The organism is Pseudomonas tremae, assembly GCF_001401155.1.
In the GTDB taxonomy this organism is placed as follows: domain Bacteria; phylum Pseudomonadota; class Gammaproteobacteria; order Pseudomonadales; family Pseudomonadaceae; genus Aquipseudomonas; species Aquipseudomonas tremae.
In genome coordinates, this window is sequence record NZ_LJRO01000482.1 from 19,827 (window position 1) to 35,860 (window position 16,034).

The following is a 16,034-nucleotide window of genomic DNA, read 5'->3' on the forward strand; positions in this document are numbered from 1 at the left end:
AGGAAACACTTCATGCCAAACCCGGTATCTCAACATTCTGCCAATCATGCCTACCTCCACAATCAGTCTTCCGGTAGCCAGCGCCCTGCTTCACGTGCTCAGGCGGCCCCACACAGTGTTCAGCGTGCCAGGCCAGGAAACGCGACGGCGCTCGTCGGAGGACACCCCGTTGCCATGGCCGCGATTAACCGGACAGGGTTTGCGTCTGCGTTTGCAACTTCCCAGACCGTGCACACCACGATGATGGGTCAACAAGGCATATCGCCTGCTTTTGCTCAGCAAGTTTTAAATCAGAGCCAGCGATTGGCGCACGCGGCTGAGCATGAGAAACAGCATATTCTCAGCAGTCAGCTGAATAATTTCCCGACAGAAAGAAACGGAATTGCACACAACAGCCTGCAGCACTTTCGCCGCTATTCACCCGCGCAGGGCAAGCACATCGTTGATGCATTGCATACCTATCAGGCGGACTATGGCGATAACTACCTGATGAATATCAGCGCGATGGGTTATCGCTCCCTGAGGCATTACCTGCAATCCCTCGACCCTAAATATAACAACGAAGCCGAGGTCAATAAGTTTGTCCGTGATTTCGCTCGACATTATGAGGCGGGCGAACTGAACGCCAGTGAAGTTGAAATGCACAAGACTCACATCGAACATCAGCTGGCGCCGCAAGTCGCCCTTTTACAACAGTTTATTCACGCCGCTCCGCGTATTTCAGGCGTTTCCCTCTTGAAAGGGGCGACAGGGCATAACGATCTGTTCACCACCCAACTGGACGGCCGTTCAGCACTGGGCGCCTTGCTGGCGGGACAATCAATACGATTCAACGGCTTCCTCAGCACCACATCAGGCGCCGCAGCCGCTGTAGAGTTCTCCAGTGTGGACGATGGCAGAGAGTTGGGAAGGGCTCGGTACACGGTAGATTTTTCAAGCAGAGATGCGGCTTCCGAGGTGTTGCGCAGGCAGGCAATTGGAGAGCTGCGGCGTGGTAACTTCGATCCGGCATCGATTTTTTTCCGCTTCAAGGCCGACCGTGTTGCGGGTATCCACGTCGACGCAATTCAGGATGCTCATAACCCGCAGATGAGCATCAGCGGCGCGGGTGAGCAGGAAGTTCTGCTCAATCCGGGGCATTACTTTCAGCCCGAAAAGATTGTGATGCTTGAACAAGGTTTTGCAGTCACTGGCAGGCTCTCTTATGGCGGACGCTGAGGTTTCCTGAGCTGATCGGCAAGCGCGCTGACGTTACCGGTGCAAGATCACCTGATGAATCTCCTGCAGCGGAATGATCCGTTGCGCTGCGTTCAGTTTGATCGCTTCCTTGGGCATGCCGAACACCACGCAACTGGCCTCATCCTGAGCCACGGTCGAGCTGCCTGCGTCGAGCATTTCCTTGAGCCCGCGTGCGCCGTCGTCGCCCATGCCGGTCATGATGATGCCGGTGGCGTTCTTGCCGGCGAACTTGGCCACAGAGCGAAACAGTACGTCCACGGAAGGACGGTGCCGGTTGACTAGCGGGCCGTCGATGACCTGAACGTGATAATAGGCGCCGCTGCGCGTGACCATCATGTGCTTGCCGCCGGGCGCAATCAGCGCCAGGCCCGGCAGGATGCGGTCATTGTTTCGGGCCTCGCGCACTTCGATCTGGCTAAGGCTGTTCAAGCGTTCGGCGAACGAGGCGGTGAACTTCTCCGGCATGTGCTGGACGATGACCATGCCGGGGCACACGCGGGGCAGGGCGGTCAATACCGCTTCCAGCGCCTGGGTGCCGCCGGTCGACGTACCGATCGCGACGATGCGCTCGGTGGTCTGCGCCATGGCATGGCCACTGGCGGCAGGCAGGATGGCGTCGGCGGTTAACTTGCTGGCGGGGTTCAGGACTGGTGCAGCGGCGCGCTTGCCAAGGTTTTTGACATTGGAATGTGCGGCCGCACGAATCGCCGAAATCAGCTCGGCAGCGGACTCGATCAGGAAGTTCTTCAGGCCGGTCGTGGGCTTGGTGATGATTTCCACCGCCCCTGCGGACAACGCCTGCAGCGACGTTTCCGCGCCTTTCTGGGTCAGCGACGAGCAGATCACCACCGGTGTCGGCCGCTCGCTCATGATCTTCTTGAGAAACGTGATGCCATCCATGCGCGGCATTTCCACGTCCAGCACGATGACGTCGGGCCATTCCTGGGCCAGCTTGCTCATGGCAAATATCGGGTCTGACGCCGCGCCCATTACATGAATGTCGGGGGTGTCGTTGAGGATGGCTACGAGTACCTGGCGAACGACAGCCGAATCATCGACCAGCAATACGCTGATTTTTTTGTTTGGCATCTTTTTCACTTACATCCATTGGTTGGTGCCTGACCCATACGTTTCCGTCCCACAGGTCGAAGATGATGTTGCGATGACCGGTGCTGCCGAGGTCCTGAGCGATCAGTTGCAGATGGTGCTGCTCGGCCAGCGCAAGCGCTGCGTGAATGTTCAGGTCTGCGACGTTATGCATGTGTTGCTCGAGACGTTGAGCAGGAAACATTTCACCGCCACCAAACAGCTTGATCTGATACTCCGCAGGCAGTGTGCCATTGGCCAGCGCGTGGCGGATCAGTATTTCCATTGCCTCGTCGGCGTATTTGCCGTCCAGCGGCTCGTGCTTGCGGATACGCCCTGGCAGCATGAAATGACACATGCCGCCAATACGCCGATGCGGATGCCAGAAGGTGATCGCCACGCAGGAACCCAGCAGCGTACGCAAGCGCACAGGCCGGGTCTCGAAGACCACGTCGCCGGGGGCCAGCACTGTTTCGCAGACGCCGACGGGCGTGTTCATGGTTTGCGGTAGATCGAAGGGGAGACCATTTTCAACACGTCATTCACACCGTTCAGGCTTTCCGAGTGGCTGATGATGAAGTAACCACCGGGTTTGAGGCGCGGTATCAATCGCGCCACGACTTTGCTCTTGGTCTCCTGATCAAAATAAATCATCACGTTGCGCAGGAAAATGACGTCGAACTCACCCAGATCCGGAAGGGTTTCATTTAGATTGACCTGCACGAAGCTGACCCGGCTGCGCAAAGACTTGTCGATCAGGAAGGTGCCTTCCTGGCGACCTGTGCCTTTCAGACAATATTTGAACAGCAAAGGTTGCGGAAGCGTCTCGGTACGCTCCATCGGGTAGTGGCCGCTGCGCGCTTTGATCAGCACCCGCGTGCTGATGTCCGAGCCGATGACCTCCCATGGCGAGGTGCCCAGTTGTTCGGCCAGTGTCATTGCCAGGCTGTAGGGCTCTTCGCCAGACGAGCTGGCAGCGCTCCATATCCGGAATACTTTGCCCGGCGAGACCTTCGGCAGTACATGCTGGCGCAAGAAATCAAAGTGCTTGGGCTCGCGAAAAAAGTAGGTTTCATTGGTGGTGAGCAAATCCAGCGCAATTTGCAGCTCGCCATTGCGCTGGTCGGTCATGATCAGCTTGAAGTACTCGCCGTAGCTGTCCAGCTCGTAGTGCTTGAGGCGTTTGAACAGGCGGCCAGCGACCAGTGCTTTTTTGGCCGACGTCAGTTTGATGCCCGCAGCGCGGTACAGCCAGGACTGGAACTGGCCGAACTCGCGATCACTGAGCGACGCTGTATCAACCATGCGCGGGCCTCAATGGGCGTCAAGGTCGGCAGCAGGTGTCTGACCCGCTGCTGCCAGGCTGGACATCTCGTCGATGGACAGCACCTTCTCGACTTCCAGCACGATCACGAACTTGCCATCGACCTTGGCCATGCCGCTGATGAAATCAGCACGAATCCGCGCGCCGAAATTGGGCGGCGGCTCGATCTGTGACGCAGGTATTTCCAGTACCGCCGAGACATTATCGACCAGCAAGCCGATGTCCTGCGGCTGACCGTCCTCGGTACTGGCTTCGATGATGATGACGCACGAGCGCCGGGTAATGTCCGAGTTCTGGCGCCCGAAACGCGCCGACAGATCAACCACCGGCACCACCGCACCGCGCAGGTTGATCACGCCGCGCACGAACGCGGGCATCATCGGCACGACGGTCAGGCTGCCGTACTCGATGATTTCCTTGATGCCCAGAATGCCGATGGCGAACATCTCGCCACCCAGCATGAATGTCAGGTACTGCGCCTCTTCCTCGACCGCTGTTGCGGCCTGTCGAGTCGTGACCAATGAGCCCATGTCGTTCTCCCAGTGAATCGGTATCGAAGCCGTCGATCAGAAACGAGTGAATTCCGATTCGTCCGGCGAGCTGGCCATGCTGTGCGCAAAGGCCTTGCGCGGCGCCTGCTGCACAGGCCTTGGCGGCTGGCGGGTCGGGCTGCCGTGGCTGTCGATCTTGTTGCTGTGTGCTGCGGCTTTTGGCGACGCGTCGAGGGTGAAGAAGCTCATGGATTGCTGCAGTTGTTCGGCCTGGCTGCTCATTTCTTCTGCCGTGGCGGCCAGCTCTTCGCTACTCGATGCGTTCTGCTGGGTTACCTGATTGAGTTGCGTCATGGCCGTGTTGATTTGTGCGACGCCTGCCGCCTGCTCTTCGGAAGCGGCGCTGATTTCCTGCACCAGATCAGAAGTCTTGTTGATCGATGGCACCATCTCGTCCAGCAACTTGCCGGCCTTTTCGGCCATTTCCACGCTGCTGGAAGACAGCTCGCCAATCTCCTGAGCGGCAATCTGGCTTCGTTCTGCCAGCTTGCGCACCTCGGCAGCCACCACCGCGAAGCCTTTGCCATGCTCACCGGCGCGGGCCGCTTCGATAGCAGCGTTCAGTGCAAGGAGGTTGGTCTGGTAGGCAATGTCATCGATGATGCTGATGCGCTGGGCAATCTTCTTCATCGCGACCACGGTCTGCTGTACCGATTCGCCACCATCGGTGGCTTCTTTGGCAGCCTTGCTGGCCATGCCGTCGGTGACCTTGGCGTTCTCGGTGTTCTGGTTGATGCTGGCGCTCATCTGTTCGACCGAAGCGCTGGTCTCTTCGACGCTGGCTGCCTGTTCGCTGGTCGCCTGGCTCATCGACTGTGCCGTCGCGCTGACTTCTTCCGAGGCGCTGGCCAGGTTGTCGGCGGCGTTACGCACTTCGCCGATGATGTGCGACAGTTTGCCGACCATATTGCGCATGGCGTTTAGCACCATGCCGGTCTCGTCCTTGGAACCGTGACCAATGTGTGCGTTGAGGTTGCCCTCGGCCAGTTGCTCGGCGGCAGTGGCTGCTTCCTTGAGTGGGCGCGAAATGATCCGCGCGATGAACAGCGCCAGGCCCAGACCGATCAGCAAGGCTGCAACCAGTACCGCGATGATCGAAATACGTGAGGTTTCGTACAGGCTGGTGCCCTTGTTGCCAGCGATGGTCGCGCCAGCTTCATTCAGATCGACCATTTTTTGCAGCTGAGTGGTCACTTCATCAAAATGCGTCTTGGATTCGCCCTTGAGTAACGTGCGCGCCTGAGCCTCCAGGTTTTGGCGTGATTGATCGAACAGGTCGCTACTGACCTTCAGGTAGGCGGCCCATGACGCGCTCACGCTACTGAACAATTGACGATCTTCATCACTGACAATCAACTTGTCGTAAATGGCCAGTCGCGCTTCAAACTGCTTGCGTGCTTCTGCTGCCTCAAGCTCCATCTGGGCTTTTTCCGGGGCAGCGTCCGCCGCGATATGACGGTTTTCCTTTAGTCGGTAACTGGCTGCGAAGAATCGCATGCCCGCAGCCGCCCGCATGGACGGCATCCAGTTTTCCTTGATGTCCTGCGCGGCCTGGTTGACCTGGCCTAGCTGGATAATCGCAAAGACTCCCATCGCTGCGGTCAACGCCAGAACCACCAGAAAAGAGGTAATCAGCTTGGTGGATATCTTCAGATCGTAAAACCATTTCATCGGGTTACTCCTTGGAATTGCAAATCCGTCAGCGAGAAGCGGGCGAGAGCGAATGAGGGGACTGGGTGGCGCGGACGTCCATTTGTACGATCTGGTTGAGCAATGCCGGTACGTCGAGAATCAACGCCACCGCACCGCTGCCCAGAATCGTCGAGCCGCTGATTCCGCGCAGAGCGCCAAACAGCTTGCCCAAGGGTTTGATCACGGTCTGGAATTCGCCGAGCAGGTCATCCACCACCAGCCCGGCCTTGTGTTCGGCGTAGCGCACTACCACCACGTTCTGGCGGCGTGCTGCGGGGCCTTCGTGGTTGAAGTGCTCGCGCAGGTAGACCAGCGGCAGTACCTCGCCACGCAGGTCCAGGTAGCCGTTGTCGCGGCTCGTCTGGCGATCCTGTTCATCCAGCTCGATGCATTCCTGAACCATGTCCAGCGGGATCACGTAAGTCGACTGGTCAATGCCGACCAGAAAACCGTTGATGATCGCCAGCGTCAGGGGCAGACGAATGCGCACGATGGTGCCCTGGCCGGGCTGGCTGTCGAGGTCGACAGTGCCGCGCAGCAGGGTGATGTTGCGCTTGACCACGTCCATGCCGACGCCGCGCCCGGACAGGTTGGTGACGGCTTCGGCGGTAGAAAAACCAGGTTCGAAGATCAGGTTGTAGATTTCCTGATCGGTCAGGCTCGCACCGGCAGCCACCAGACCGCGCTGCTGGGCCTTGTCCAGAATGCGCTCGCGGTTGAGGCCGGCACCGTCATCGGCAATCTCTATGACGATACTGCCCGAGTCATGGTAGGCGTTCAGACTCAAGTGGCCCTTGGCCGGTTTGCCAGCGGCGCGGCGGGCTTCGGCGCTTTCGATACCGTGGTCCATCGAGTTACGCAGCAGGTGCATCAGTGGGTCGCCGATCTTCTCGACAACCGTCTTGTCCAGTTCGGTTTCTGCGCCGTTGATGATCAGGTCGATATCCTTGCCCAGTTCCTGACTGACATCGCGCACCACCCGACGAAATCGGTTGAAGGTGTCGCCGATCGGGATCATGCGCAGGTGCAGCGCGCCGTCGAGAATCTGCTCGACCAGCCCCGACACGGTCGAGCTGGCTTCCTGAAGCGGATCGTTGTCGCACGACTTGGCCAACAGGCTGGCGCCAGCGCTGGCAATCACCAGTTCGCCGACCAGGTTGATCAACTCGTCGAGCTTGTCGGCATTGACGCGCACATAACGTCCGTCCTTACTTTTCTGGTCGCCGCTCTGTGAGCGATCCACCACCGTCGCAATGCCAGGTTCTCGCGGCACCGCTCGCTGGTCGCCCAGCAGTTCGCCGCTTGCCACTACAGTGCTGCGCTCGTTCTGCGACACCAGTTCTGTGCCGACAGGCTCGGCATCTGCTTCGACTTGATCGATCAGGGTGATTTCCACTGCGCAGTCTTCACGCACGAAGTCGAATACTTCGTTGATTGCGGCGTGACCGGCAGCGGAGCGGAACTCGATCTCGAAACCCAGGTGACACGATTCCGGGTCCCACGATTCCACCGCTGGAATGCTGTCGGTGACGGTCGTGACCTTGACCATCTGCCCCAGCGTGTTGAGGTAACGCAGGAACGACAGCGGGTCCATGCCATTGCGAAACACATCCACGCCGAAGCGCAGAGAGATATGCCATGACGCTTCGACTTCTTCGCCATCAGTGACGCCGGTTGCAGCAGCCTCGTCGGCAGCCTGGGTGGTGTCTGGTGCCTGATAGACCTGCAACGCCTGACGCAGCGCAGCTTCGCGCTCAAGAGCAGGCGGCTGAAGTTGCTCGCCCCGGCTGGCGACCACGTCGATCAGCTCGAGCATGTGATCACCGGACTTGAGCAGCACTGCGATCAGCTGTGCATCCACTGAAACGCTGCCTTCGCGCAGACGATCCAGCACGTCCTCGACGATGTGGGTAAAACTCACGATCGGGGTCAGCCCGAACAATCCGGCCGAACCCTTGATGGTGTGTGCTGCACGAAAGACTGCGCCAATCGCGTCCACATCACCCGGTTCGCTTTCAAGTTGCAGGAGGGATTCCTCCATCGCCTGCAACAGCTCTCGCGCTTCGACGATAAACGTCTGCTGAGCCTGATCGAGGTTAATGCTCACATTGACTTCCTATGTCCAACTACTCGGCAATGCTGCCAATAGGTGCGCTACAGCACGACGCCCGGGTTGCATAACTCGAAGGTTTCCGTCACGGCCTTGCTCTGGCCGGTCATGTGCAGCGCTGTGCCGTTTTTTTCGGCCTCGCGCTGAATGACCGCGAGCAATTGCAGTCCCGCGCCATCCATTTCGGTTACTTGCGACAGGTCGACGTCCAGTCTTGCGGCTGTGCCGACCTGCGGCAGTATTCGGGCGGCGAGTTCGGTGACGGTGTAGATCGTCAACTCGCCTTCGATCTGCACGCGGGCGGCGTCTTGGCTGGTCTCTGCAGATGTCGTCATGCTGACCTCCAGGGCCGTCGGTCTCAGGGCAGGATCAGCTTGGATACGGCGGCCAGCATTTGTGCTGGCTGAAATGGCTTCACCACCCAGGCTTTTGCACCGGCGGCCTGACCCTCGGCCTTTTTCGATTCCTGAGACTCGGTGGTCAGCATGATGATGGGGGTGAACTTGTAACTGGCCAGCTTCTTCACCTCTTTGACGAAGGTGATTCCATCCATGTTCGGCATGTTGACGTCGCTGATGATCAGGTGCACTTTCTGCCCTGTCAGCTTGCCCAGTGCATCCTTACCGTCGCTGGCTTCGATGACATCGTATCCGGCACTTTTCAGAGCAATGCCGACGACCTGCCGGACACTGCTTGAATCGTCGACCACCAATACACTCTTAGCCATGATCTACTCCTAGAAGAATGTGATTTCCTGCGAATTCTGCTGCGCAGCCGATTCGCCGCGGTGTGTACGGCGTTGTTCATCGGTTGCGTAGGTGGACTCCATGCGTGCCAGCCATTGTCGCGCGTCGATGGCAACGGCTTCGTCCGGGGACTGACTGGCCTGTAGCAGGTGCGCATAAAGAGAGTCGATGTTGTCGCGAACATGGGCCAGGATCTGGCTGACCCTGTCCTGAAACTGCAGGCTGACCAGCACTTCGGTCATCTCGTCGCGAATACCGTAGCTTTCCTGTTTCAGCAGGTCGGCGGATTCGGCCAGACGTCCGGTAATGCTCTGGAAGCGCTCCAGCACGTTCTGGATGCCTTGCTCGGAGGCTGTAACGGAATGGCTGTCCTGATCGGCACCGCTGGAGGCGGCTTGCACCAGTTGCGTAATGGCGTTGTTGATGATGTCGACCTTGGCCGACATCTGCTGGCCGGTTTCGCTGGACTTGCTGGACAGGCTGCGCACGGCGTCGGCCACTACCGCAAAACCGCGTCCCGCTTCGCCCGCGCGGGCGGCTTCGATGGCAGCGTTGAGGGCCAGCAGGTTGGTCTGCGCAGCAATGGCGGCCACGTCGGCGGCCATGGTGCGCAATTCGCCTGTGTAGGCAGTGAGGCCGCGAACCTGGGAAAGCGTCTGGTCACGACTGGCTTGTGTGGCCTTGAGCGAGTCGATCACCTGAGTCAGCTCGCTGTCGCTCTGCGACAGCGCTTTCAACGCGCCGTCGGCATTCTGTCCGTCCAGTTCGCCGGCTGCGTGCTGCGAAGCCTGCACCGTATCCTGCAAACGTTCGGAAATCCCCATGAACCGGGTGGTCAACGCGACGATGGCGGTTTCGGTCTGCTCGCGCGAGCTTTCGACCTGCTTGACCCAGATCGGCATCGCACCGAGCAGTACCTCATTAATCTGAGTACTGGCGGCCATCGCGGTGGTTTGAGCGTTGTGCGTGTGTTGGTGATCCAGCGCCTGAGCGACGGCCAGATTCACTTTGTCGGCCTGCGAGCGGGCTGCCCAGAAACCGGCACCGACACCCACCGCGATCAGCACAGCACTGGCGAAAAGATTGTCTGGCGCTGTGCCCGACTGGACGAACAGCCAGGCGACGGCGGGGATGACAGGAATCAACGGGAACCAGACGAAACGCGGATGGGCTTGTACTGGCGGGGTGCGGAGTTGATTCGACATCATGGGTTCGATCCTTGAACAGTGCTACTACGATTAACAACTGTAAGGTTATCTGCGTGATCGCGACGAACTTGATAGCCACGTCAACGCCTTCCGTCCGTTAGGCCATACGGAAAGCTATAACTGTTAAAAATAGCTGTTATTGCGAGGACGGCAAGTCAGCACGAGAATCGTGCCGGACGCTTGTAGTTCGTGGCGTGGCGGGGCAGGTGGGGCGAGGGTTGGATCGTAGCTCGCGTTTGGAGAGCTGACTCATCTCGTAACACTCTGCGCCGCCGCATGCAGCGCAGAGCCTGGTAAACAGCGTGCCAACCCCGACAGGCATTGGCACAGGTGCTACAGGTTAGTGCAGCTTCATCCGTGGCTCGGTGCCTTTGCCGATTTTGCTGCCCAGCATCAGCATCAGGGTGCGGAAGGCGCCATACAGCGCCATCTGGTGCATGCGATACAGCGACACGTAGAACATCCTCGCGAGCCAGCCTTCGAGCATTACGCTGCCCATCAAGTTACCCATCAGATTGCCGACCGCCGAAAAGCTCGACAGGGAAATCAACGAGCCGTAGTCCTTGTAGGTGTACTCCGGCAGTGTCTTGCCTTCGATCCGCAGACGCAGCGATTTGGCCAGCAAAGACGCCTGCTGATGAGCCGCTTGAGCGCGAGGCGGAACATTGCGGTCGGTGCCTTTTTGCGGGCAGGCCGCGCAGTCGCCGAAGGCAAAGATATTTTCGTCGCGGGTGGTCTGTAGCGTCGGCAGCACTTGCAACTGATTGATGCGGTTGCTCTCCAGCCCATCCAGCTCATGCAGGAAGGCCGGGGCACGGATACCCGCCGCCCAGACTTTCAAACTCGCAGGAATGACTTCCCCGGTCGCCGTGATCAAACCGTCTGCCGTCACCTCACTCACGGCAGCGTTTGTCAGCACTGTCACGCCCAGTTTTTCAAGCGTCTTGTGGACTGGCGCACCGATACGTTCAGGCAGTGCCGGCAACACTCGCGGACCGGCCTCTATCACCGTGATGCGCAGGTTTTCAGGCTTTATCTGGCCCAGCCCGTAAGCCGCCAGCTCGTGCGCCGCGTTGTGCAGCTCTGCCGCCAGCTCTACGCCGGTAGCCCCAGCGCCAACGATGGCGACGGTGATTTCCCGGGTGCTGTCGGCCTGACCTGCGTGGGCGCGCAGGTAGTGGTTGAGCAGTTGCTGATGGAAGCGCTCGGCCTGCTTGCGACTGTCGAGAAACAGACAGTGCTCGGCAGCGCCTTTGGTGCCGAAATCATTGGTGGTGCTGCCGACTGCGATCACCAGCGAGTCATACTCCAGGCTGCGCGCCGGAACCAGCTCCACGCCCGTTTCATCCAGCGTGGCCGCCAGATGGATCTGACGGCTTGCACGGTCCAGCCCGGTCATGCGACCGAGCTGAAACTGAAAGTTGTTCCACTTGGCCTGCGCCACGTAATTCAGCTCGTCCTCATACGAGTTGAGCGAACCTGCAGCCACCTCGTGCAACAGTGGTTTCCAGATATGTGTCAGGTTGGCGTCCACCAGCGTGACAATTGCCGTGCCTTTTTTGCCCAGGGTTTTACCCAGACTGGTAGCCAGCTCCAGACCGCCAGCGCCTCCGCCAACGATAACAATACGGTGCGTCATAAGGATTACTCGGAAGGTTTAAGAAATTCGGGGGAAGCTCGATCTGCGCGAGCGCCAGGCAGCTCATAGCGTCAGATGGCTCGATAAAGCGGTTCATTACGGCAGTGCCTGTATCAGGAGCGAAATGCGCTCGACTGGCTGCCAAGTGGCCTGAAGGTACTCTTCGACACGCCTTTGCGGTGTGGGGTTCAGCAGGCTGATCACTTTATGCGTCGTCTCAGGCGTGCGGTCGCACAGGGGGCCAGGCATCGGTGATTTCCAGTGGCTCGACCTGCAAGGTGTCGTCCAGGCGGATGATGCCGCTTTGTAACACTCGCGCAGTAATTCCGCCATGCCCACGCACCGCCTGAAAGGTGCCGTGGCCAAGGCGTTGCTCAAGCTTTGCGCACGGCTGGCACCAGCCAGTGGTTTCGAAAATGGCCTGGCCAATCCTGAAGCGCCGGTGCTTGAGGCTGAACAGATTGATGCCGCTGATCACCAGATTGCGGCGCAAGTCCTGCGGCACGATGGGGTTGTCGGCAGACCGGCTCAGCAAAGAACCGACCACAGCCAGGTGCTCCCACTGAATCAGCGTGACCTGCCGCGCATTGCGTGGGCCGGGCCGTGAGTGATCACCGGTCAGGCCAGCCTCGCGACGCGCTTCCACCGCATCCAGCTCAATCATCTCGGCACGCGACTCTGGACGCACACCGATCCAGCGCACGCGGCCTTGTTGAGGCACATCGGCCAGCAATTCCTGAAAAGGGCTCATAGACTGATTCCAACATCGAAAACGACACTGCGGCCCAAGTTGGTACGCAGAAAATCCGGGGCACCCGGATGCGCGAACAATACCCGGGCAAACGTCGGCCCCACCAGCGATAGCGAGCGCCAGCCCTGTCGCAGGTATTCGGTCGGCGGAGGAAAGTGACTGTTCAGGTCGAGCACTTCACGCTTGAGACTGGCAAACGCAATGATATCCAGCTCACCCAGATCAATGCCGCGTTCGCGATAGTTGGTGGATTTCTTGCGCAGGGTAGGGGCGAGTCGGTGCAACAGTTCGGAGGCAGGAATGCGTTTGGGCTTGGCTTCCCGGCGCACCAGTTGGCTCAGCGAAAACGCGCTTCGTCGTCGCTGCAACTCTTCACGCCACTCGTCATTCAGGCGGCGCCCCTCATCCAGCACGAAAAACACCTCGAAACGCCCGTCACGAAACAGTACGTCGGGCGGCTCCTGACTGGCAGGCGTGAAGTCCTCGTTGCGGTGCGCAATGTTCAGCCCCTGCAACAACCGCTGACAAACCCAACGCTCACGCTCCCACTTCCGCGCATTGGACAGAAAGGCATTGGCTTGTTCGGCCTGGATCGTCAACAGGCGCAGGTAGTCTGAGTCATCCATAGGGCCAAGCTTAGCGTTCAAGTTGCCATGACTGGAAGAGCCAATGCAGAAGGGGAGGCTGGCAATTCGCTTTTTACGCTTGCGGCGCCCTGACGTGTCGCTGAAATACAGCCTTCGCGAGCTTAAATTCCCGCTTTTGAGCCTCAATGCCCCCTGTGTGGGGCCTCAAGGTCACCCGAAAACATCTCATCCTCGGCATCCGGGCTCACTGGAATTGCATGCTCTTCAGAAGCCCACGCCCCAAGATCAATCAGTTTGCAGCGCTCGGAACAAAACGGACGGCTTGGGCTGGCTGCGCTCCACTCCACTGGGGTGTCGCAGGTTGGGCATTGAACGGTCATTGGTTGGCTCATGATTGGCCTCCACGCAAAGTAAGGTAAAAGTGGTGCAGCCGCTCGACTTCGCTGACCAGCCAGTTGTGATCGCGGTCGTTGACCAGTATGTCATCGGCATGGCGCAGGCGGTCTTCACGCTGGATCTGCACCTTGAGAATGGCTTCGACCTGCTCCTGGCTGGAACCGTCACGCAGCATCGTGCGTTCTATCTGCAAGCGCTGTGGCGCATCGATAACCAGCAGACGCTTCACCATCCGGGATTGCCCGGACTCGATCAGCAGTGGCGAAACCAGAATGGCGTACGGCGATTTGGCCTTGGCCAGATGACTGACGATTTCCTGATTGATCAGCGGGTGTAGCAGCGCTTCCAGCCAGCGTCGCTGCTCCGCGTTTTCGAAGATCAGCTTGCGCAGTGCGCCGCGATCCAGCTCGCCGCTGGCCTGCAATACGCCGTTGCCGAAATGTGTGGCTATCTGCTCAAGCGCAGGCCGCCCAGGCTCGACTACCCAGCGGGCGGCGTGGTCGGCATCCACGGTGTCAATGCCGAGGTTGATAAAGCACTGTGCCGCTGCACTTTTACCGCTACCAATGCCGCCAGTCAGGCCGAGAATCCAGGGTTTTTGATCAGGGTGGGTCATCTGAAACCGGCAAACTGCATGTAAGAGTCGGTTATTTGACCACCCCAGAGCAAAGCGATCCACCCCGCAATGGCAAGATAAGGACCAAAGGGGATCGGCGTACCGCTTTCGACCCTGCGCACGCGCATCATGATCCCCCCAAGCACTGCGCCCACCAGCGACGACAGCAGCACGGTCAGCGGCAGAATCTGCCAACCGCCCCACGCGCCAAGCATGGCCAGCAGTTTGAAATCGCCATAACCCATGCCTTCCTTGCCGGTCACCAGCTTGAACAGCCAAAACACCGACCACAGCGCCAGATATCCCGCCACAGCACCCCAGAGCGCATCATTTAGCGATGTGAACAGCCCAAAGTCGTTAACAATCAGGCCCAACCACAACAATGGCAGCACCAGAGAGTCAGGCAACAGCTGATGATCGGCATCGATCAGACTCATCGCCAGCAATCCCCAGCTCAACACCAACATGGCTGCAGCCTGCCAGCCAAAGCCAAAATGCCAGGCGACATAGGCCGACAAAACTGCGCAGGTCAGCTCGACCAACGGGTAGCGTTTGCTGATCGGCGCTTTGCATTGCGAGCATTTGCCACGCAGCAACAGGTAGCTGAGGATCGGCAGGTTTTCCCACGGGCGTATCTTGTGCGCGCAGTGCGGGCAGCTGGAACGGGGTCGGTTCAGGTTGAAAACGGGCTGGTCCTGTTCGGCGGGGAGGCCGAGCATTTCACGGGATTGTGCTTTCCAGTCGCGCTCCATCATTTTTGGCAAGCGGTAGACGACTACGTTCAGGAAGCTTCCTATGATCAAGCCGAGAATGCAGCAGGTGGTAACGAAGGCCAAGGGGGAGCTGGCCAGGAGGTCGAGGAGGGGCATGTCAGACGACGTTTCCGAGTTGGAAGATAGGTAGATACATCGCAATGACCAGCCCGCCCACGATTACTCCCAAAAAGGCCATGATCATCGGTTCCATGAGGCTGGTCAGATTGTCGACCATGTTGTCGACTTCATCCTCATAGTAGGTAGCAACTTTGTCGAGCATGGTGTCCAGAGCTCCGGATTCCTCGCCAATGGCAGTCATCTGAATCGCAAGGCTTGGAAATACTCCTGTTGAGCGCATCGAGAAATTCAGTTGCATACCAGTTGAGACATCTTGCTTTACCTTATTGACTGCGTTTTTGAACACTACGTTGCCCGTGGCTCCAGCAACTGAGTCCAAAGCCTCTACAAGCGGAACGCCAGCAGCGAATGTAGTAGCAAGCGTACGGGCATAACGAGCAACCGACGACTTGAAAATCAACGGGCCAATGATAGGTACTTTCAGTAAGAAGCGGTCGAGGGTGTCTCGGAATTTTTGAGACTGCTTATAAGCTCGTTTGAACAAAAAAAAGCTGACGAAAAATAGACCAACGATTGCCAGCCACCATTTTTGTACGACGTCGGATAGGCCGATTACCATCAGTGTGAAAGTGGGCAATTGGGCGCCGAAGCTAGCGAAGACTGACTGGAACTGCGGCACCACTTTGATCAGCAAAATGCCGGACACAATCATTGCGACGATCAACACGGCAATCGGGTATGTCATGGCTTTTTTGATTTTAGCTTTTAGCTTTTCGGTCTTTTCTTTGTAGCTCGCAACCCGGTCCAGCAGGCTTTCAAGTGCGCCAGCTTGCTCGCCGGCGTCTACCAGGTTGCAAAAAAGATCGTCGAAATACTCGGGCTTTTGTCGCAAGGCGGTTGCAAAACTATTACCCGCTGAAACTTCCTGTTTGAGCGAATTTACCAGCACTCGCATATTCGGATTCTCTGCACCCTCGCTGATAATATCGAATGACTGAAGCAGTGGCACGCCTGCCTTCATCATTGTCGCCATCTGCCGAGAAAAGAACGCGATGTCCAGAGGCTTGATTTTCTTGCCCTTACCAAAGATGGACGCCGATTTCTTGCGCACCTTTGTAGGGTTGATCCCTTGCTTACGCAGTTGGGCTTTTACGAGTGCCAGATTATGGCCGCTCAGCTCTCCACTGGTTTTAGTGCCTTTCTTGTCAACCCCTTCCCAAATGAAAACGATGACTTTGGCTGCCTTGCTGGCCATG

The 16,034-nt window shown here is 58.4% G+C and carries 17 protein-coding genes; 1 reads left to right on the plus strand and 16 read right to left on the minus strand.

Annotated features, from left to right (window positions below):
- The first annotated feature begins 174 nt into the window (after positions 1–174).
- The gene (locus tag ALO43_RS30840) at positions 175–1,218 is read left to right on the plus strand and encodes a hypothetical protein (RefSeq protein ID WP_005895620.1); all 1,044 of its coding nucleotides are present in this window, start codon (positions 175–177) and stop codon (positions 1,216–1,218) included.
- Between the two features lie 33 nt (positions 1,219–1,251).
- On the opposite strand, the gene ALO43_RS26435 is transcribed toward ALO43_RS30840, so the two are convergent.
- The 16 genes from ALO43_RS26435 to ALO43_RS26505 all read right to left on the minus strand — a co-directional run bounded on the left by ALO43_RS26435 (position 1,252) and on the right by ALO43_RS26505 (position 16,033).
- Positions 1,252–2,328, minus strand: a complete 1,077-nt coding sequence (locus ALO43_RS26435; protein ID WP_005895623.1) for a protein-glutamate methylesterase/protein-glutamine glutaminase — start codon at positions 2,326–2,328, stop codon at positions 1,252–1,254.
- A complete protein-coding gene (gene cheD / locus ALO43_RS26440) occupies positions 2,291–2,824 on the minus strand; it encodes a chemoreceptor glutamine deamidase CheD (protein WP_005895625.1) in 534 nt (177 codons plus the stop codon). Before cheD ends, ALO43_RS26435 begins: the two co-directional genes overlap by 38 nt.
- Positions 2,821–3,630 (minus strand): CheR family methyltransferase, encoded by an 810-nt coding sequence (locus tag ALO43_RS26445; RefSeq protein ID WP_005895627.1) that lies wholly within the window; start codon positions 3,628–3,630, stop codon positions 2,821–2,823. Before ALO43_RS26445 ends, cheD begins: the two co-directional genes overlap by 4 nt.
- A 9-nt stretch (positions 3,631–3,639) precedes the next feature.
- Positions 3,640–4,179 carry a chemotaxis protein CheW gene (locus ALO43_RS26450; RefSeq protein ID WP_005895629.1) on the minus strand — a complete coding sequence of 180 codons (540 nt, stop codon included), beginning with the start codon at positions 4,177–4,179 and terminating at the stop codon, positions 3,640–3,642.
- A 36-nt stretch (positions 4,180–4,215) separates the two neighbouring features.
- A complete protein-coding gene (locus ALO43_RS26455; protein WP_054998402.1) occupies positions 4,216–5,871 on the minus strand; it encodes a methyl-accepting chemotaxis protein in 1,656 nt (551 codons plus the stop codon).
- Between the two features lie 28 nt (positions 5,872–5,899).
- A complete protein-coding gene (locus ALO43_RS26460; protein ID WP_054998403.1) occupies positions 5,900–7,999 on the minus strand; it encodes a chemotaxis protein CheA in 2,100 nt (699 codons plus the stop codon).
- Positions 8,000–8,046: 47 nt separating this feature from the next.
- Positions 8,047–8,337: an STAS domain-containing protein gene (locus ALO43_RS26465; RefSeq protein WP_024690839.1), complete on the minus strand. Its 291-nt coding sequence runs from the start codon at positions 8,335–8,337 to the stop codon at positions 8,047–8,049.
- A gap of 23 nt (positions 8,338–8,360) precedes the next feature.
- Positions 8,361–8,729 (minus strand): response regulator, encoded by a 369-nt coding sequence (locus tag ALO43_RS26470; RefSeq protein WP_005895634.1) that lies wholly within the window; start codon positions 8,727–8,729, stop codon positions 8,361–8,363.
- Between the two features lie 9 nt (positions 8,730–8,738).
- Positions 8,739–9,956: a methyl-accepting chemotaxis protein gene (locus ALO43_RS26475; RefSeq protein ID WP_081004339.1), complete on the minus strand. Its 1,218-nt coding sequence runs from the start codon at positions 9,954–9,956 to the stop codon at positions 8,739–8,741.
- 340 nt (positions 9,957–10,296) lie between these two features.
- The gene (locus tag ALO43_RS26480; protein WP_005895640.1) at positions 10,297–11,595 is read right to left on the minus strand and encodes an NAD(P)/FAD-dependent oxidoreductase; all 1,299 of its coding nucleotides are present in this window, start codon (positions 11,593–11,595) and stop codon (positions 10,297–10,299) included.
- A gap of 217 nt (positions 11,596–11,812) precedes the next feature.
- Positions 11,813–12,346 carry an MOSC domain-containing protein gene (locus ALO43_RS26485; RefSeq protein ID WP_053481610.1) on the minus strand — a complete coding sequence of 178 codons (534 nt, stop codon included), beginning with the start codon at positions 12,344–12,346 and terminating at the stop codon, positions 11,813–11,815.
- A complete protein-coding gene (locus tag ALO43_RS26490) occupies positions 12,343–12,972 on the minus strand; it encodes a DUF1780 domain-containing protein (protein WP_005895647.1) in 630 nt (209 codons plus the stop codon). Before ALO43_RS26490 ends, ALO43_RS26485 begins: the two co-directional genes overlap by 4 nt.
- A gap of 143 nt (positions 12,973–13,115) precedes the next feature.
- On the minus strand, positions 13,116–13,325 hold the full coding sequence (gene yacG, locus ALO43_RS29725; protein WP_003381207.1) for a DNA gyrase inhibitor YacG: 210 nt from the start codon (positions 13,323–13,325) through the stop codon (positions 13,116–13,118).
- Complete coding sequence (gene coaE, locus ALO43_RS26495; RefSeq protein WP_005895649.1) at positions 13,322–13,945, minus strand: dephospho-CoA kinase; 624 nt, start codon at positions 13,943–13,945, stop codon at positions 13,322–13,324. Before coaE ends, yacG begins: the two co-directional genes overlap by 4 nt.
- The gene (locus ALO43_RS26500; RefSeq protein ID WP_054998404.1) at positions 13,942–14,814 is read right to left on the minus strand and encodes a prepilin peptidase; all 873 of its coding nucleotides are present in this window, start codon (positions 14,812–14,814) and stop codon (positions 13,942–13,944) included. The genes coaE and ALO43_RS26500 overlap by 4 nt, the downstream gene beginning before the upstream one ends.
- Before the next feature lies 1 nt (position 14,815).
- Positions 14,816–16,033, minus strand: a complete 1,218-nt coding sequence (locus ALO43_RS26505; RefSeq protein ID WP_024690386.1) for a type II secretion system F family protein — start codon at positions 16,031–16,033, stop codon at positions 14,816–14,818.
- Position 16,034: the final 1 nt, after the last annotated feature.